At 63.6% G+C, this 18439-nt stretch carries 16 protein-coding genes; 1 reads left to right on the top strand and 15 read right to left on the bottom strand.

Annotation, left to right across the window (positions count from 1 at the left end; translation table 11 throughout):
• Positions 1–16: 16 nt before the first annotated feature.
• The 15 genes from ABFA30_RS10135 to ABFA30_RS10065 all read right to left on the bottom strand — a co-directional run bounded on the left by ABFA30_RS10135 (position 17) and on the right by ABFA30_RS10065 (position 17440).
• Positions 17–3592: a glycosyltransferase gene (locus tag ABFA30_RS10135; RefSeq protein ID WP_410045389.1), complete on the bottom strand. Its 3576-nt coding sequence runs from the start codon at positions 3590–3592 to the stop codon at positions 17–19.
• 77 nt (positions 3593–3669) lie between these two features.
• Entirely contained in the window at positions 3670–5238 is a 1569-nt protein-coding gene (locus ABFA30_RS10130) for a flagellar hook-associated protein 3 (protein ID WP_410045388.1), read from the bottom strand.
• 13 nt (positions 5239–5251) lie between these two features.
• Positions 5252–7300 (bottom strand): flagellar hook-associated protein FlgK, encoded by a 2049-nt coding sequence (flgK, locus tag ABFA30_RS10125; protein WP_225789317.1) that lies wholly within the window; start codon positions 7298–7300, stop codon positions 5252–5254.
• A gap of 12 nt (positions 7301–7312) precedes the next feature.
• Positions 7313–8473: a flagellar assembly peptidoglycan hydrolase FlgJ gene (gene flgJ / locus ABFA30_RS10120; RefSeq protein ID WP_410045387.1), complete on the bottom strand. Its 1161-nt coding sequence runs from the start codon at positions 8471–8473 to the stop codon at positions 7313–7315.
• Between the two features lie 11 nt (positions 8474–8484).
• Positions 8485–9594, bottom strand: a complete 1110-nt coding sequence (locus ABFA30_RS10115) for a flagellar basal body P-ring protein FlgI (RefSeq protein ID WP_410045386.1) — start codon at positions 9592–9594, stop codon at positions 8485–8487.
• A 12-nt stretch (positions 9595–9606) separates the two neighbouring features.
• Positions 9607–10302, bottom strand: coding sequence for a flagellar basal body L-ring protein FlgH (flgH, locus tag ABFA30_RS10110; RefSeq protein ID WP_225789320.1), 696 nt, complete (start codon positions 10300–10302; stop codon positions 9607–9609).
• A gap of 34 nt (positions 10303–10336) precedes the next feature.
• The gene (flgG, locus tag ABFA30_RS10105; RefSeq protein WP_225789321.1) at positions 10337–11122 is read right to left on the bottom strand and encodes a flagellar basal-body rod protein FlgG; all 786 of its coding nucleotides are present in this window, start codon (positions 11120–11122) and stop codon (positions 10337–10339) included.
• A gap of 48 nt (positions 11123–11170) precedes the next feature.
• Positions 11171–11911 (bottom strand): flagellar basal-body rod protein FlgF, encoded by a 741-nt coding sequence (flgF, locus tag ABFA30_RS10100; protein ID WP_225789322.1) that lies wholly within the window; start codon positions 11909–11911, stop codon positions 11171–11173.
• A gap of 302 nt (positions 11912–12213) precedes the next feature.
• A complete protein-coding gene (locus ABFA30_RS10095) occupies positions 12214–12399 on the bottom strand; it encodes a hypothetical protein (RefSeq protein ID WP_410045385.1) in 186 nt (61 codons plus the stop codon).
• Positions 12400–12468: 69 nt separating this feature from the next.
• The gene (flgE, locus tag ABFA30_RS10090; protein WP_225789324.1) at positions 12469–13824 is read right to left on the bottom strand and encodes a flagellar hook protein FlgE; all 1356 of its coding nucleotides are present in this window, start codon (positions 13822–13824) and stop codon (positions 12469–12471) included.
• A gap of 32 nt (positions 13825–13856) precedes the next feature.
• Entirely contained in the window at positions 13857–14555 is a 699-nt protein-coding gene (gene flgD / locus ABFA30_RS10085; RefSeq protein WP_225789325.1) for a flagellar hook assembly protein FlgD, read from the bottom strand.
• A 15-nt stretch (positions 14556–14570) separates the two neighbouring features.
• A complete protein-coding gene (flgC, locus tag ABFA30_RS10080) occupies positions 14571–15014 on the bottom strand; it encodes a flagellar basal body rod protein FlgC (RefSeq protein ID WP_043210925.1) in 444 nt (147 codons plus the stop codon).
• A 2-nt stretch (positions 15015–15016) separates the two neighbouring features.
• Positions 15017–15424 carry a flagellar basal body rod protein FlgB gene (flgB, locus tag ABFA30_RS10075; protein WP_225789326.1) on the bottom strand — a complete coding sequence of 136 codons (408 nt, stop codon included), beginning with the start codon at positions 15422–15424 and terminating at the stop codon, positions 15017–15019.
• Positions 15425–15633: 209 nt separating this feature from the next.
• Positions 15634–16461, bottom strand: a complete 828-nt coding sequence (gene cheR, locus ABFA30_RS10070) for a protein-glutamate O-methyltransferase CheR (RefSeq protein ID WP_225789327.1) — start codon at positions 16459–16461, stop codon at positions 15634–15636.
• Positions 16462–16510: 49 nt separating this feature from the next.
• On the bottom strand, positions 16511–17440 hold the full coding sequence (locus ABFA30_RS10065) for a chemotaxis protein CheV (protein ID WP_225789328.1): 930 nt from the start codon (positions 17438–17440) through the stop codon (positions 16511–16513).
• A 66-nt stretch (positions 17441–17506) separates the two neighbouring features.
• Between ABFA30_RS10065 and flgA the strand changes: the two genes are divergently transcribed.
• Complete coding sequence (gene flgA / locus ABFA30_RS10060) at positions 17507–18259, top strand: flagellar basal body P-ring formation chaperone FlgA (protein ID WP_253081016.1); 753 nt, start codon at positions 17507–17509, stop codon at positions 18257–18259.
• Positions 18260–18439: the final 180 nt, after the last annotated feature.

Here is an 18439-nt window from a genome sequence, read left to right as displayed (position 1 = left end):
CGCCGATGGGAGGAAATCAGTCGGTCAGCCAGGCATTGGCCCATTGCTGCAGGTTGCCTGGCATCAACACGTAGTCACGCAGGACCACTTCGCGCAAGGCATCGCCCTGGCGGTAACTGGCTCCAGGATCGGCCAGGTGCATACGGATGGCATCCAGCCACTGATCGGTGGTGTTTTCACGCACACGCGTACACGGCAGGTAGCCGGCATAGGCCCTGGTATCGGTACAGATCACTGGAAAGCCACAAGCGCCGTATTCGAGCAACCGCAGATTGCTCTTGCAGTCGTTGAAAAGGTTCTGCTCGAGTGGCGCCAGGGCGAGATCCAGGTTGAGGCTGGCCAGCTTCTGCGGGTAGCGAGCCAACGGCACACTACGGTGGAACTCTTTCACATAGGGCCGCAGCCTATCCGGACACATACCGAAGAATACCCAGTCGACTTCGTCGGCCAGCATCCTGACGACGTCGAACAGCAACTCCAGATCGCCCCGATGGCTGGTGCCTCCCGCCCACCCCACGCGAGGCCGCGGCGAGGTCTGGCGTTGGCTCGCCAACCCCGTCCACAGTTGAGCACTGAGCATGTTGGGTACGATACGAATGTCATGGTGCATGCTCGACAAGGCATCGGCCAGGGTCTCGGTGGTCACTACCACACGATCGCACTGGGCAATGCACTGAGCCACCATCTCGCGCATATTGCCCGGCATGTTGCGGCCATGGTCGTTCTTGCTGGGCACATCAATCACATAGTCGTCGATCTCGTAGATGCGCCGCGCATTGGAGTAGCGCCGCGTACGGGCCATGTCGTTCAATGAAGACTCAGAATAGCGGCACTGGAAGACGATGAATTCCGGCTGCATGCGCTCCAGCTCGACCAGACCAGGCGTGCTGTAGGAGAGCCGCCCCTGGATCCAGCCGGCCTTCTCCAGTTCGTTGAACGGTTGGATGACACGGTAATGGCCGATCGCCGTGGTGTTGACCGGCAATGCCAGGACTGAGGGCAACGCCCGGCTGATGAACGGATCCCAGCCTGATCGCAGCCCCGGCTCAAGCTTGAAACCAGCCTGTTTCAGACTGAGATTGCGGTTGTACGCCGGGTCGCGTGCGATCGACGCCAACCAACGATCGTAGAAAATCCCCTTGGAGCGCGCCCACCGCTCGGCAGGAATGGCCTGCTCGCCTGTATCGCCACTATGTGCCAGCAACGCATGGGGGGTCCACACAACCAGATAGCCCTGCTCCCGTACCCGTAAGCAGAAGTCCGCGCCGTGGAAGTCGTTCTCCAGCGCCTGGCTGTCCAGCCCTCCCAGCCTGCTGAAGATTTCACGGCGCACCAACATGCCGTCCAGGGAGACCGCGCTCCAGTTCTGCACGGCCTTCAGGCGCTGCATGTAGCCAGCGGACTCCAGCGGGAAACCAGCGAAAGGCGTACCGACCGTACCGCCGAACCCTAGCACGATGCCGGCGGCCTGGATGCTGCCATCGGGATTGCAGAGCTTCGGACCGACTACTCCGACCTCAGGGCGCTGGGCCAGCGACAGCAGCTCTCCCAGCCATTGGCCATCGATGGCTACGCAAGCGGCCCGCAACAACAACAGAAAATCGCCACGAGCCTGCTGGCTGGCCTGGTTCAACTGCGCTGCACGGGAGCCCACCTCAACTTCCACCACGCGCAGTTGATCGCTGCCCAAAGCATGCATCGCGCCAAGCCATTGGCGAATCGCCTCGGGCGCTTCGGCCGTGGCGAGCAGGAGCAGTTCGAAATTGCTATGCAAGGTATGTTCGAAGAGCGACTCGACGCATCGCGTCAGCGCCGCCAGGTCGTTGCCCACCGGCAACATAACCGAGACACCCGCGGTACAGTCATAACCGTAACGAACCCGGCACAGCGCAGCCTCGCCCTCAGCGTTGACCTGGGCCTGCACGCCAAGGCGCTGCAAGTGAGCATCCACCACCCGCGGGGCCTGGAATACACAGCGCGGGTCAGCGAGCCACTGGGCATGGCTCGATTGGCACTGCACCAGCAATTCGTCGATATGCTCGACCACCTGCAGGCCATGCCGCTCCACCAGGCGCCAGAGCAGATCATGAGGAGCGAGCACGTCGAAAGCCAGGTCGAAGCCACCGGCTTCACGCAACGCGTTGCATTCGAAGGCAAGCAGCCTACCGACGTAAGGGATGCTGCGCATCAAATCGAGGTTGAAATCCGGCTTGAAGACCGGCGCCGAAGCTTCGAGGCCGTCATGAGTCCCCTCGTCGACATACAGGCACAGGCGATCGGCACGCAGCGCCATGCGCTCACCCATGATGGCAAGCGCCTGCGGATGCAGCCGATCACCGGCACGCAGCAGGAAGATCCAGTCGGCCTCGTCGCTCAAGGCCAGGCGCTCGTTCAACTGCGCCAGCCCGTTGGCCTGCAAGGGAATATGCCGTATCCCCCTCTCGTTCAGCACCATCAGTGAGGTCGGAGCCAATACCCAACAGTCGCTCGCTCCATAGGACTGCTCCGCCAGGCTTTCAAGAGTGACCCGCAACGCGGCCTCCTCCCCCGCCTCGGCCCAGATGACTGGAACGATCCGAGGCTGGCGCGGCCAGTGCCCGAAGCGCTTGGGCAGTTGGCTCAACTGCGATGGCGATAGTCTGCGGCAAGCTAACCATTCGGCATAGACCTGCCCAGACGTCAAGCTCTCGGTCCCAACCTGCTGTGCCAGACGCGCCTGCTGGTTGGAATGAAGGCGGTTGAGTTCGAACTCCTGCCAGGCGATGTCCTGGCCATCGCGATACTGTTCCAACGGCAGGTAGCGGACCCAGCCATTGACCGGCATCGGCTCACTGACCCGCGCGGCCAGCATTTCCCTCAACCATTCGGTCTCCTTGGGGAACGCGATGGTCATGCTGGCATGATTGCTCAGTCGCCCGGCATACAGACGCTCGATACTGAGAATGCGCGTCAGGCTGCACAAGTGCCCCCGACGCAGCAGGCAGATGCACAACGCCAGGTCCAGACGTGCGTTGAAACCCTGGCCCTGCTGTACCAATGCGGGTAGGAATTCAGCGACCCATTCGCGACGCAGCAAGGCATGGGTAAGACCGCCGAACAGGTTGGGGACATTGGTTTCCAGCGTCTCGAGCAGGTCACTGCCCTTGATCACAGCGTTTTCGGCGCAGAGCACGGCATTGAGCATACGGGCTGGCAGCAATGCGTCATCGGCGGCACAGAGCAGGCGCTGGCAAATGGTGATACTGATATCCGGATGCTCATTCATCGCTCGAGCCTGGTGCGAGATGCACTCCGGCAACAAGCGATCGTCGTCGCAAAGGAATTTGATCAGGCTACCCCTGGCATGCTCCAGGCACACCTGCAGGTTCCGGGCGAAGCCCAGGGTCTGGGAGTTGCGCACGTAGCGTATGGTCCTGCCGGACTCAGCCTGCAGCTTCTGGACGATGTCCCGAATAAGGCCGTCCCGGCTGTCATCGCAGACCAGGATGTCCAGATGCGGATAATCCTGGGCGATAGCGCTCTGCAAGGCGCTGCGGAAAAACTCGGGGTTGAATGCTGGGATGGCAATGCTGACGAGGGCCAGTTCGTTCACGGTAGACGACCTTGACGGTGGCGCATGCGTCGCATCCAGGGAGTGACGACGCACGGCCGATGACGCAGAAGGGAGGATCAGATGTAGTTAACCAACGACAACCCAGCAATCTTCGCAAACGACTGCATCGAAGCCTGCAGCATGTTCTTCTGCATCTCCAAGCGCAGCATCACTTCCGCCGGATCACTTTCACGAATCGAGCTCTGGGTCTTCAGGTTCTCGGTACTCAACGCCTCGTTGGCCTCGGCTTGCACATCCAGGGCCTGCCCGCGCCCACCAATGGAAGAGACCGACGAAGACACCTGGTCGATCGCACTGGCGACATTCCCGATCGCCGAATCCAGCGAAGCCAGGAAATTCTGCCGGGCCACTGGGTCGTTGTCCTGGGGCGTCATCAGCGCCGCGCGCAACTGTGCAATGGTGTCGAGCGGATTCTGCGTCTGGTGGGTATCGACCTTGACCCCAAACGAATCCCCGGCATTCGGCGCCCCCGACAGCTCGAAGCTGACCCCCGCCGCCGTGGCGGTGGTGCCGCTCAGGGTACCGGTGGAAACTGGCCGGCTGTCGGCAGTCACTGGCGATGCATAGAGCTCGAACTCCGTGGCACTGGTGAACTTGAGCACCGCGCCGCCACCGGGGAACGCTGCCTTGTAGAGCGCCGGGTCGGTGATGTTGGCGCCAGTGATCTGGGTCGACGAGCTATTGCCCGGGCTACGGGTACCGGCGATCGAATCGGCCTTGGAGCTCAGGCTGAAGGTGTGGCCGGCAATGGCCGCGTCCGGATTGGCCTCGTCGCCAGCCTTGAACGAGATATTCAGGCGCAGGTCGACGCCACGGAAGCTGATGGTGGTGTTGTCGCCGTTCGGATCGAACTTGCCGCCCTGGCTGGCTTCGAGGGTCACATCGTTGCCATTGGCATCGAGGATCTTGTACTCGGTGCTACTGGTGAACTCGATGCTGTACGGCTCGCCGCTGCGGAAGCGATCGTTGTAGGTCGCGCTGCCGGAAACCTGACCATTGGACAGGCTGACACGGCCGTCATCGGTAGCCGGAGCAGTCAAGCGTGTCTCGCTGCGGCTGGTGTTCAGGGCCTGCTCGAAGGCGCTGTAGCCGGTCTCGTTGGCGGCCAGGCTGAGCATGTCGCCGACCTGCAACATCAGGCTGCTCTGGTCGCCCTGGTAGGTGTAGGTGCCGTCGGCGTTGCGCACGTAAGGGGGAGTGTCGCCCTTGGAGCCAGAGAACAGGTACTTGCCGTTCTCATCCTTGCTGTTCATCAAGGTGAACAGTTGGTCCTCCAGGGAAGCCAGTTCGTCGGCATTGGCTTTGCGGTCGGAATCGGTAAAGGCGCCGTTACCCGAGCTGAGCGCCAGTTCGTTGACGCGCTGCAGAAGGGTGCCGATGGCATTGAGCGTACTCTCGGCAGTCCCCAGCGCGTTGCGCACGTTGACGATGTTGCCGCTGTACTGCTTGAGCATGTCCTGCTGCTGCTCGAGCTGCAGCAGGCGCGCGGCGCCCACCGGGTCGTCGGCGGCGGTGCGTACGCGCAGGAAGTCGCTGGCCTCCTGGGTCGTCTTGTTGACGTTGGAGAAGGTGCGCTGGTAGTTGGCGCTGCTGGTGTTGTAGAACTGCGAAGTGGAGATGCGCACGGTCTACGGCTCCTTAAAGACTGTTGATCAAGGTGGCGAAGGTTTCCTGGGCCGCCTTGATGATCTGCGACGACGCGGTGTAGTACTGCTGGAACTTGACTAGGTTGCCGACCTCTTCGTCGATCGATACGCCCGACACCGAGTTGCGGCTGTCGAGCGCCGAGCTGTGCAGTGCCTCGGTGGCGCTGCTGTCCATCTGCGCCTGGCCGGTCTTGCCACCGACATTGGAAACCAGCTTGGCGTAGGCGTCGGTGAAGCTGATGCCTTTGCCGTCGGCCCCTACGTCGACGGTGGACTTGGTCTGCAGGTCAATCACCGACTGGGCGTTGCGGTTGTCGGCCGAGCCTGCGCCGGTCAGCGACACGGTGAAGTTGTCGCCGTTCTTCGGCGCACCGGAGACGTTCATCTCGAAGGTGAAAGCCTTCTGCGTGCCGCTGCCGTCAAGGATCGGGTTGCCGCTACCGTCGACCATCGGTACCGAGATCTGCAGCTTGTTTTCCTGGCCGGGAACGATGGTGCCGCTGCCGATGGCATTGCCCTTGGCGTCGTACACGGTGTAGGCCTGGGGCGAGCTGCTGTCGTCGCCGAACACCAGCTTGACCGGCGTGGAGTACTTGAGGCCCGTCTGCAGGTCGGCACGCTGCAGCGCATCGTAGATATCCAGCTCGGAAGTCAGGTTCGGCTGGGTAATCAGCCCGGTACCCTGGTTGCCCGAACCGCTGGTACCCGTCAGCGGCGAGGCCAGCGCCAGTCGCTTGGGATCGGTGAGCACCGACTCGATGTTGGCCGCGGCATTGCGCGTCGGGGTGATCTTGAAGCTGTCGCCGGCGCTCAAGCCACCGCCATTGAGCGACAGGGTGAAGCCGTCGATCACCGGGGGTGGGTCGTCGTTGAGGTCGAAGCTACCCATTTCGGTGTTGTCGGGCAGCCGGCGCACGGTGTACTCGGTGGCGCTGGTGAAAGTCACCTGGTAGTCGTTGGTGGTCAGCTTGCCGGTGTCCTTGATGGTCACGTCGAGGTTGCCGGAACCTGCGCTGTTGCCCAGCTTGGGCACGCTGCGCTCGCTGATGGCCTTGGCGCTGTTGATGTCGCCGAACAGGATGGCGCCGAACTCGCCATTCTTGTCGATGCCTTGGGCCAACTGACTGTTGATCGCATCGGCCACCACCAGCGCCACGCGGCCCAGCTCGTTGAGCGCCGGGTCCAGGGTTTCCTTGCGGTAGCGAATCAGGCCACCGAGCTCGCCGCCGGTGACGCTGTTGGTGATGTCCATCTTGGTGGTGCCACGGTTGAGCACCAGGCTCATGCGGGTCGGGTCGGTCGCGTTCGGCTCCACGCCCAGGGTCTGGGTGGTCTTGCCCAGCACCAGGGCCTGGCCGTTCTTCAGGTAGATGTCATAGTTGCCGTCGCGCTCCACCACGTCGGCACCGATCAGCGCGGTCAGCTCGCGCACGGCACCGTCACGCTGGTCGAGCAGGTCGTTGGGGCTGCCCTGCACCGCCGAGATCCGCGCGATCTGCTCGTTGTACTGGGCGATCGTCGCGGTGAGCTTGTTCACCTGGTCAGCGATCGAGGCCATGTTGGCGTTGATGTTGCTGTTCTGCTGGTTGAGCTGCGCCGACAGGGTATTGAAACGCTTGGCCAGGGTCTGGGCGCTGGTCAGCAAAAGCTGGCGCGAGGCGTCCTCGGTGGGCTTGGCCGAGGCATCCTGCATGGCACTGAAGAAGCTCTGCAGCGCGGCGGTGATGCCGGTGTCGCTGCTCGACAAGGCGGTATCCAGCGGCGAGATCTGGTTCAGGTAGGACGCGGCGTCGCTGGACAGCGACGTAGTGGTGCGCAGCTGGTTTTCCAGGAAGGCGTTGTACACCCGGCGCACGTCGGCCAGGGTCGTGCCGCTGCCGATGAACACCTGCCCGTACTGCTGCGAGCCCTTGGTCTTCTGGATGTTCTGCTGGCGAGAGTAACTGTCCACATCGGCGTTGGCGATGTTGTTACCCAGGGTGTACATCCCCGACTGCGCGGCGCCAAGCCCCGACATGCCAATATTGATCAAACTCGCCATGGTTTCCTGCCCTTAAAGTTTCGTGGTGGTACCGAGCATCGCGTAGCTCTCGTACGACTTCATCTGTCTTGCGATCTGCGAGATCTTGCTGGCGTAGTTCGGGTCGGTGGCGTACCCGGCCTTCTGCAGTTCCCGCACGAACTGTTCCGGTTTATCGGCGGCCTTCAGCGCATCTTGATAGCGCGAATTGTTCTGCAGCAGGCTCACCAGGTCGTGGAAGCTGTCCTGGTAGGAATCGTACGAACGGAACGCCGCCGTCTCCTTGACGAACTGCCCGCCACGGAACTCGCTGGTGATCGCCCTCGCCTGCCCGCCCTGCCAGTTGCCGCTGGCCTTGATGCCGAACAGGTTGTGGCTGCTGGTGCCGTCGGCATTGCGCATGACCGACTTGCCCCAGCCGGTTTCCAGGGCGGCCTGGGCCACCAGGTAGCGTGGGTCGATACCGATGCGCTTGGCGGCCTGCTCGGCCATCGGCAGCATGGTGGCGACGAACGCATCGCTGTCGGCGAAGGCTTTCTTCGGTGCCAGCGGCGGTTGGGCCACGGCGCGGCCGAGGATGCGCAGGCCGCTATCGGGTGCGGCGAAAGCCTGGGCGACGCCCGAGGCCGGCTGGCCTTCACCGGCCGGTACAGCGGCGGTAGGGGCGCTCGCCGACGGCACGATACCGGCCAGCAGGCGATCGGTGAGCTTGCCCGGCAACGCCAGGCGCCGGGAGTTGAGCGCGGCGACGTCGTTGCGGGTGGCGGTCGACTCAATGGCATGCACCGGCGCGGCCACCTTGCTGCCCCACAACGCCGGGGCATGGCCCTCGATACGCGGGAACGGGCTGGTGTTGACCGATGCGCTCTTGTTCTTCGAGAGCTGGCGCACCAGCACGCCCTGCAGGCCGATGCCGCCGCCCTCGCGGGACATGCTCACGGCCAGTTGCTGGTCGTACATGTCGCGGTACTGCTTGACCGTCTCGGTGTTCATCGGGTTGTCGGCGGCCAGCACGTCGCTGGCCTTGCGCGAGGCCTTGAGCATCTCGCTGATGAACAGCGACTCGAACTCCTGGGCCACCTTGCGTATGTTGGCGTCGCTGTCGCGATCGCCATGCTTGAGCGAGCTCAGGCGGTTGAGGTCGGTGTAGGCGCCGCTGTCGACGGGGCTGGAAACCAGGCTCTTGGGGTTCATGCGTGGCGTCCTCAGATCACGATCAGGTCGGCCTGCAAGGCGCCGGCCTGCTTCAGGGCTTCGAGGATCGCCATCAGGTCGCTGGGCGCCGCGCCCACCTGGTTCACCGCGCGGACGATCTCATCCAGCGTGGTGCCCGGGCCGAACTTGAACATCGGCTTGGCTTCCTGCTCGGCATTGACCCGCGAACGCGGCACCACGGCGGTCTGGCCATTGGAGAACGGCCCCGGCTGGCTGACGATCGGGTCTTCGGTGATGGTCACGGTCAGGCTGCCGTGGGTCACTGCCGCCGGCGAGACCTTGACGTTCTGGCCGATGACGATGGTGCCGGTGCGCGAGTTGATGATGACCTTGGCCACGGCCTGGCCCGGGTCGATCTCCAGGTTCTCGAGGATCGACAGGTAGTCCACCCGCTGGCTTGGGTCCATGGGTGCGGTGACCCGCACCGAGCCGCCGTCCACGGCCTGGGCCACGCCCGGGCCGAGCAGCTCGTTGACCTTGTCGACGATGCGCTTGGCGGTGGTGAAGTCCGGGCGGTTGAGGTTCAGGGTCAGGCTGTTGCCCTGGCTGAAGCCGCTCGGCACCGCGCGCTCGACCGTGGCGCCGCCAGGGATGCGCCCGGCCGACGGGACATTGACCGTGATCCGCGAGCCGTCGCGCCCCTCGGCGTCGAAGCCGCCGACCACCAGGTTGCCCTGGGCGATGGCATAGACGTTGCCGTCGATCCCCTTGAGCGGGGTCATCAGCAGGCTGCCGCCGCGCAGGCTCTTGGAGTTGCCGATCGACGACACGGTGATGTCCACCACCTGGCCCGGCTTGGCGAAAGCCGGCAGATCGGCATGCACCGACACCGCGGCGACGTTCTTCAGCTGTACGTTGCCGGAGCCGGCCGGCACCTTGATGCCGAACTGCGAGAGCATGTTGTTGAAGGTCTGCAGGGTGAAGGGGGTCTGGGTGGTCTGGTCACCCGTGCCGTTCAACCCCACCACCAGGCCATAGCCGATCAGCTGGTTGGTGCGCACGCCAGAAATGCTGGCGATGTCCTTCAGGCGCTCGGCGTGGGCGCCGAACGCACAGGACAAGAGAAGGGTTGCGGCAATCAGCTGCCTTACGTTGAACATGGTCATCCGGACTCAGAAAGGCCAAAGCGGGCTGAGGAAGAAGCGGTCCAGCCAACCGGGCTGGCTGGCATCGGCGAACGAGCCGGTGCCCGAGTAGGTGATGCGCGCATCGGCCACGCGGGTCGAGGGCACGGTGTTGTCGGTGGCGATGTCGTCGGCACGGACCAGCCCGGCGATGCGCACCAGCTCCTCGCCGGTGTTCAGGGTCATCCATTTTTCCCCGCGCACGGCGATAATGCCGTTGGGCAGCACCTCGGCCACGGTGACGGTGATCGAGCCGGTCAGGGTGTTGCCCTGGGTGGCCTTGCTGTCGCCCTTGGTGGCGCGCTCGCCGCTGTAGCCGGCGTTGAGCGACAGGTCGCCACCGCCGAACGGGTTGTTGGTGTTCGGCGTGGCGCCGAACAGCGAGGTCAGGCCGATGTTGGCGTTGCTGTCCTTCTGGATCTGCGAGCCGGCGTTCTTGCTCGCCGAGGTGCGCTCGTTGAGGGTGATGGTGATGATGTCACCCACCCGGAACGCCTTGCGATCGGAGTACAGGTTCTGCTCGAAACCGGCCTGGTAGATCGAACCGTTGTTGGCCGCCGCCGGCAACGGGGTACGCGGCAGGACCGGCGCATAGTACGGGTCGTTGGGCTTGGGCGTCGGTGCGACGCAACCGGCCAGCAACACCGCGCCCCCCAGGGCGAAGACGGACAACAGACGATTCATGACGCTTACCTCACGGGTGTAACAGGCTTAGGGCTTACAGCTGCTGGGTGACGAACGAGAGCATCTGGTCGGCGGTGGAGATGACCTTGGAGTTCATCTCGTAGGCGCGCTGGGTGGTGATCATGTTCACCAGCTCTTCCACGGTGCTGACGTTGGAGTTCTCCAGGGTCTGCTGCTGGGTGGTGCCGAAGCCGTTCAGGCCCGGGGTGCCGATCTGCGGCGCGCCGCTGGCGGCGGTCTCGAGGAACAGGTTGTTGCCGATCGCCTGCAGGCCAGCCGGGTTGATGAAGTCGGCGGTCTGGATGTTGCCGATGATCTGCGCGGCCGGGTTGCCGGCGGTGGTGATCGACACGGTGCCGTCCTGGCCGACGGTGAAGGTCTGGGCATCCGGCGGCACGACGATCGCAGGCTCCAGGGCGAAACCGTTGGCGGTGACGATCTGGCCGTCGGAGTTCAGGTGGAAGGTGCCGTCACGGGTGTACGACACGGTGCCGTCCGGTTGCAGCACCTGGAAGAAGCCACGGCCGTTGACCGCCATGTCCAGCGGGTTCTCGGTGGTCTGCAGGCTGCCGGTCTGGAAGTTCTTCTGGGTGCCGACGATGCGCACGCCGGTACCGACCTGCAGGCCCGACGGCAGTTCGCTGTCCTGTGTGGACTGCGCGCCCGGCTGGCGCTTGACCTGGTACAACAGGTCCTGGAACTCGGCGCGATCGCGCTTGAAGCCGGTGGTCGAGACGTTGGCCAGGTTGTTGGAAATGACCGTCAGGTTGGTGTCCTGGGCGGACAGGCCGGTTTTAGCGACCCAAAGAGCCGGAAGCATTCAGTGTTCTCCTCGTGCGCCTGTTTTACGGCACCCGTTCAAATGTGATTAGCCGATTTGCAAAACCCGAGCCATGGCTTCGTCGCCTTCCTTGGCCGTGTTCATCATCTTGACGTGCAGCTCGAACTGGCGGGACAGCGCCAGCACCGAGGTCATTTCCTCGACGGCATTGACATTGCTCCCCTCCAGGAAGCCCGACACCACCTTGACGTTCACATCGGCGTCGGCTGGCTGGCCGCTCTTGGTGTGGATGAGCCCGTCCGGGCCCTTGACCAGGCCACGGGTGTCGGGGTTGACCAGCTTGATCCGGTCGACCTCGGCCATCACCCGCGGGTCCTCGCCCATGGCGCGGATGCTGATGGTGCCGTCTTCGCCGACCTCCACCTTCTGCTCCGGCGGAATGGCGATGGGGCCGCCGTTGCCGATCACCGGCATGCCGTTGCCGGCACGCAGCACGCCCAGGGCGTCGATGTTCAGGCTGCCGGTGCGCACGTAGGCTTCGCTGCCGTCCGGTGCCTGCACGGCGATGAAACCGTCGCCGCTGACGGCCACGTCCAGCTCACGCCCGGTCTCGACCATGGGGCCGGCGCTGAAGTCGGTGGCCGGACGCTCGGTCATGGCGAAGGCCCGCGCCGGAAAGCTGTCGCCGAACACCGGCATCGAGCGCGCCTGCTCCAGGTCACGCTGGAAACCGTTGGTGGAAATGTTCGCCAGGTTGTTGGCGTGGGCCTTCTGCGCCAGCGCGTTCTGGCTGGCGCCGGTCATGGCCACGTAAAGCATCTTGTCCACAGTCATCCTCCGCTGCACTGGCGACCGGTTGCCGCTCGCCGCTGCTGTGCAGGCACTAAAGCAAGTTCCGAACCAACTTTACTGAAACGCGAAAAAGCCCGTGGATACGGGCTTTTTTCGAGTGCTTGGCAAGGGCTGCCGCCGGATATCCGGCGCCTCATTGCCGCAGGTGGCAACGAGGCGGCAGACCAGGGTATTGCCTTTGCGCAGGCTGTGCCGGCCTATTCGCGGGCAAGCCCGCTCCCACAGGGTCCGCGGCGCTCACAAATCCTGCGCCATGCAAAGCAGCCCCAGACACAGCATCAGCGCTCACGGCAACCGGCGTTGTTGTAAGGCCCGGCAAAACGCTTCCAGCCCTCCCCCGGCGACCACTGGGAGCACACCAGGCGACCATCGACCTGGCTTTCCCAGCGCCACCAGGGCGCCATGGCAGCCTGGGCCTGAAACAGGCAGAACAGCGCGGCGAGCGCAACGATCAGTCTTTTCATGACACCCTCGAAAACGACGAACCCCTTCTCGGGAAAGGGGTTCGTGCAGGTTCAACCAACCAGCGACCGTCAGGTCATCTGGATAATGGTCTGCATGACGGTACTTTCGGTGGAAATGGTCTTGGCATTGGCCTGGTAGTAGCTCTGTGCCTTGATCAGCTCGACCAGTTCCTGGGTCAGGTTGACGTTGGACGCCTCCAGCGAGTTGGACTCGACGCTCCCCAGGGTACCGGTCTTCGGCGCGTCGATGCCCGGGATGCCCGAAGCGAAGGTTTCCGTCCAGCGGGTACCGCCGATCTGCTGCAGGCCCTGTTCGTTGGCGAAGCTGGCGACGGCAACCTGGCCGATGGCACGGGACTGCTGGTTGCTGAAGCTGGCGAACAGCACACCGGTGGAGTCGATCGACAAGCTCGACAAGATACCAGTGGCATAGCCGTCCTGGGACTGCGACATGCGTGCGGTCTCGGTGTTGTACGAGGTGGTGCTGTTCATCGACAGGCGCATGCCGTCGGCATTGCCCTCGGCACCGTTGGAGATCCAGTTACCGGACGCATCCTGCACCGCCGGGATCCAGCCACTCATGGTGAAGGTGTTGTTGGCCACGGTGAAGGAGGAGCCTGGCGGCAGGCCGGTGCTGTCAGCCGTCATGCTCTTGACCGAACCGTCGCTGTTGAAGCTGATGGTGCCGGTCAGCGGTGCGGTGCTCGCAGGGTCGAAGGGGTTGCGCCCATCGACCAGGGTGTACATGGTCCACTCGTTGGTGCCGGTCTTGCGATAGAACTGCTCCATCGTGTGCTCGTTGCCCTGGCTGTCGTACACCTTGGTCGGGAACGACTTGGTGTAGGTGGTCTCGTCAGCCGGGTCGAACGGTTTGTTCGGGATCATGGTGCCGGTGCCGTCATCCACTTCCAGCGGGATGTCGGTGGCCGAGGAGTTCAGGTTGATCCCCTGGTCGATCAGGGTGGTGGCCTTGGGTGCCAGTGCCGAGGTATCGATCTTCAGGTCGGTCAGCACGCCCTTCTGGATCTTGCCGGTCGAGTCGGCGGCGTAGCCCTGCAGGCGCAGGCCGTCCGAGGTGACCACGTAGTTGTCCTTGCTGGTCTGGAAGGCACCGGCACGGGTGTAGACCAGCGAGCCGTTGTCGGACAGGACGAAGAAGCCCTGGCCCTGGATGCCCATGTCCAGCACGTTGCCGGTGTTGTTGATGTCACCCTGGCCGAACTGCTGGGAGACAGCCCCCAGGCGCACACCGTTGCCAACCTGGTTCTTGCCCACGCCCAGGCGGTTGGCGCCGGCGTAGACATCGGCGAACTCGGCACGGGACGACTTGAAACCAATGGTGTTGACGTTGGCGATGTTGTTGCCGGTGACGTCCAACTGCTTGTTGGCTGCGTACAGACCGCTAAGGCCGATATTGAAAGACATGAATTCGCTCCTTGTGCCGCGTTAAACCGGCCTTAGATACCGATGGTTTGCACACTGGACAGGGGAACCTTCCCGAGCCCTGCAAGGTTGAGCATCATCTCGCCGCTCGGGTTGATGCTGACGCTGGTGACCTTGGCCGGCAGCAGCGTGTACATCTCCACCGCCTTGCCATCCACGGTGGTGGTGGCGGAGAAGCTGTAGGTGCCCGGATCGACCTTTTCGCCCTTCTCGTTGGTGCCATCCCAGATGAAGTCGGCGTAGCCAGCCTTCTGCTCGCCCAGCTCGATGGTCTTGACCACGTTGCCGTCCTTGTCCTTGATGGTGATCTTCGCTTCGCCGATCGCTTGCGGAACGACGATCTGGCCGTTGAAGCTCTCGGCGGTATCGACCACCGCCTTGTCGTTCTGCACCACCACCGAACGCCCGACCAGCGATGACGCCTGCAGAGCCTGGGACGAGCCCAGGGCACCGGCGATCGAGTTGACCGTGTCGTTGAGCGTGGTGATGCCTTCCAGGCTGCTGAACTGCGCCAGCTGGGCGATGAACTCGCCGTTGTCCTGCGGGTCCAGCGGGTTCTGGTGCTGCATCTGGGTCACGAGCAACTGCAGGAACGCATCCTTGCCCAGCGCATTCTTGTCGGTGTTCTCGGGCGTGGTCTTCTTGGTGCCGGTGCTCACGCCCGACGCCGAGAGAACATCGTTGAGGTTCACACCTGTGCTATCGACTGCCATGGTCGGGATTCCTTATCACTGACCCAGGGTCAGCACTTTCTGCATCATGGTCTTGGCGGTGTTCATCAGCTCGGCGTTGGTCTGGAACGCACGGCTGGCGGAGATCATGTCGGCCATCTCCTCGACCACGTTGACGTTCGGGTAGTAGACGTAGCCGTCCTTGTTCGCCGCCGGGTGATTGGGCTCGTAGCGTGCCTCGAGGTTGCTCTGGTCCTCGACGATACCCATCACCTGCACGCCCTGGCCGGCCTCGCCCTGGTCCTGGAACAGCGACTGGCCAGCGCCGTTCTGCGCTTGCTGGAAGGTGGTGGCGAACACCGGGTGGCGTGCGCGGTAGGTCTGGTCGATGCTCGAGGACACGGTCTCGGCGTTGGCGATGTTCGAGGCGACGGTGTTCAAGCGCGTGTTCTGCGCGCTCATGCCGCTACCGGCAATGTTGAAGACACTGGCAAGGGACATGGTCACTCTCCACGCAGGGCCGAAACCAGCCCTTTGAATTTACTGTTGAGCAGGGTGAAGCTGGCCTGGAAGCCGATGGCGTTTTCCGCGTAGTTCGACTGCTCGATCTGCGCGTCCACGGTGTTCTGGTCGATCGAAGGCTGCATCGGCGTGCGGTACTTGAGGGTATCGTCGCCCATGGCCAGGCCTTGGGCCTCGATGTGCCGGGTGTTGGTACGGTCCAGGGCGATGCGGCCGCCCTGCTGCTTCTCGGCCTCGGCGGCGAGCACCGAAGAGAAATCCATGTCGCGCGCCTTGTAGTTGGGCGTGTCGGCGTTGGCGATGTTGTTGGCCAGGACTTCGGCGCGCTGGGCGCGAAAGCCCAGGGCCTTTTCATGGATGCCGAGCGCCTTGTCGAAACTGATGCTCATGTCGGGGAAACCTTCGAAGGTGACCGGAAGAATCGTGAGCAAGCTTGAGCAAGGTCTGTGCCAACATGCACGACCCAATGAATCCGGCACTCCGGGCCGTTTGCCGGGGGCGGCAATGCCAGAAAAGCGGCAATGCCTTACCGCTTGGCGTCAGCAAAGCGGCAATGGGGGGATGAAATGAAGCCGGGGCCGCACAGCGACCCCGCCCTTTACTTGGCCTGGTAGATGATCCCCGGGCTGCACTGGACCATCTGGTAATGGTCCGGCAACCCGTTGAGCGCCTCGGACGCCCCCAGGAACAGGTAGCCCCCCGGCTTGAGCGTGCCGTGAATACGCATGAGGATGTCCTTCTTGACCTGGGCCGAGAAGTAGATCAGCACGTTGCGGCAGAACACGACGTCGAACTTGCCCAGGCTGGCATAGCTGTCGAGCAGGTTGAAGGAGCGGAACTCGACCCGGCTGCGGATCGCCGGCTTGACCGCCCAGCGCCCAGCCCCCCTGGGGTCGAAATAGCGCTGCAGGCGCTCCTGGGACAGGCCGCGGGCGATGGCCAGGCTGTCGTACTCGCCGGTCTTGCAGTTGTTCAGCATGGCCCCGGACAAGTCGGTAGCGACGATCTGCGCGCCCATCTTCAGTTGGCCGAGGTTGCTGCGCTCGAACTCGTCGATGGCCATCGACAGCGAGTACGGCTCTTGCCCCGACGAACACGCCGCCGACCAGATGCGCAAGCGCTGACCCGGGTTGCCGCGCACGAACTCCGGGATGACCTTGCTCTTGAGCACCTCGAACGGGTAGGTATCGCGGAACCAGAGGGTCTCGTTGGTCGTCATGGCATCGACCACCTGCTCGCGCAGGCCGCCGCGCGGCTGGGTCTGGATGCGCTGCACCAGCTCGCCGAGCGTCTTGATGCCCTGCTGCTCCATCAGCTTGTTGAGACGGCTGGAGACCAGGTACTGCTTATTCTCGCCCAGCAGGATGCCACAGGCTTTCTCCAGGAAGACCCGGAACTGTTCGAAATCCAAATTACCCGTAGACACGGCTACCGCCTCTTTTCAATCGCTGAGGCCGGGGCACGCCCCGGCCGTTTCAATGCGTCGCCTTGATCCGGTCGACCACTCGCTGGGCCAGGTCATCCGGCTTGAACTTGGCCAGGAAGTCATCGGCGCCGACCTTCTTGACCATGGCCTGGTTGAATACCCCCGACAGGGAAGTATGCAGGAGGATGTGCAGGTTTTGCATGCGCGGATCGCTGCGAATCTCCGCAGTGAGGGTATAACCATCCATCTCGGGCATTTCGATGTCGGAGATCATCATCAGGAACTCTTCCTCCGGACGCTTGCCCTCGTCCACCAGCTTGCGCAGGTAGTCCAGCGCCTGGCGCCCGTCGTTGAGCGCCACCACCTCGACACCGACGGTCTGCAGGCAGCGGCTGACCTGCTTGCGCGCCACGGACGAGTCATCGACCGTGAGCACCCGCAGCAGCACCGCCTTGTCCTGCACCTCGGCGTCGATCACCCCAGCCGACACCGCCTCGGAGGAAGGCGCGACCTCGGCGAGGATCTTCTCCACGTCGATGATCTCCACCATACGCTCGTCCACCCGGGTGACGGCGGTCAGGTAGTGGTCGCGGCCAGTGCCCTTGGGTGGCGGGTGGATCTCCTCCCAGTTCATGTTGACGATGCGCTCCACCGAATGCACCAGAAAGCCCTGGGTCTTGGTGTTGTACTCGGTGATGATCACGAAGCTGTTGCGCGCCTCCTCCTGCAGGGCCGGCAGGCCGGTCGCCATCGACAAGTCGAGGATCGGGATGGTCGCCCCGCGAATGTTGGCCACGCCGCGCACCACCGGGTGGGACTTGGGCAACAGCGTCAGCTCCGGGCACTGCAGCACCTCCCGGACCTTGAACACATTGATGCCGTAGAGCTGATCGCCATTGAGGCGGAACAGCAACAGCTCCAGGCGGTTCTGCCCCACCAGTTGCGTGCGCTGGTTGACCGAATCCATAACACCAGCCATGCCAGACTCCTTCATACGTATCAGCCTATGTACCAGATCGGCACAGGCTTTGCTTTTTTGAGCGTCATGTACACGAAAACGACATTTTCCCGACGATTGACGCACCTGCTGACCGGCTCGCTGGCCGCGCTGTGCCTGCTGGCACCCGGCGCCCGCACGCTGGCGGATGCGTTTACCTTGCCTGAACAACTTATCGGCGTCACACAAGGGTTTCTTGAATTCGCCGTGGAGGACTACCTGGCCACCAGCCAGACACCAGGCCGCTACGAGATCCAGGTCAACTCGCTCGACCCGCGCCTGCGCATGCCGCTGTGCAGCCAGCAACTTGACGCTTCGCTGGAGAGCCCGGCGCAGCCGCTGGGCCGGGTCACGGTGCGGCTGCGCTGCAACGGCAGCGGGCCGTGGACGGTGTTCGTGCCAGCTCAGGTGCGGCTGTTTCGCGACGTGGTGGTGATGACCCGTCCGCTCAAGCGCGAAAGCGTCATCGGCGAGGACGACGTGGCCCTGCGCGAGCGCGACGTGGGTACGCTCAACCAGGGTTTCCTCAGCGACCTGGAGCAGGCCGTGGGCATGAAGCTGCTGCGCCCGGCCGTGCTCGACCAGGTGCTCACGCCGCAGCATCTGGAGCAGGCCGAGGTGGTGCGCAAGGGCGACCATGTCGTGATCGTCGCCCGCAGCGGCAGCCTGAGCGTGCGCATGCCGGGCGAAGCATTGGCCAAGGGCGGCCTGTCCGAACAGATCCGGGTGCGCAACCTGAACTCCAAGCGCGTGGTGAAGGCACGGGTGACCGGGCCGGGGCAGGTCGAGGTGGCCATGTAGCGGTTTCAACTGTCATTGGGGGGCGATGGGCTGCAAGGCAGCCCCGACCGCCGGGGATATAAGGCTGGCGGCGCGGAACCGCTTTTCCTAAACTGTGTCAGAAAACGGGTCGTGCGAGCTTGCCGACGGGCAGCGATGCATTCGCGGCTAAAGTTTCTTTCGGGTTGGCCGAAAACATGG

Origin of the sequence: Pseudomonas sp. HLMP (assembly GCF_046365545.1) — a bacterium.
Taxonomy (GTDB): domain Bacteria; phylum Pseudomonadota; class Gammaproteobacteria; order Pseudomonadales; family Pseudomonadaceae; genus Aquipseudomonas; species Aquipseudomonas guariconensis_B.
This window is presented reverse-complemented; position numbering and strand designations above follow the sequence as displayed.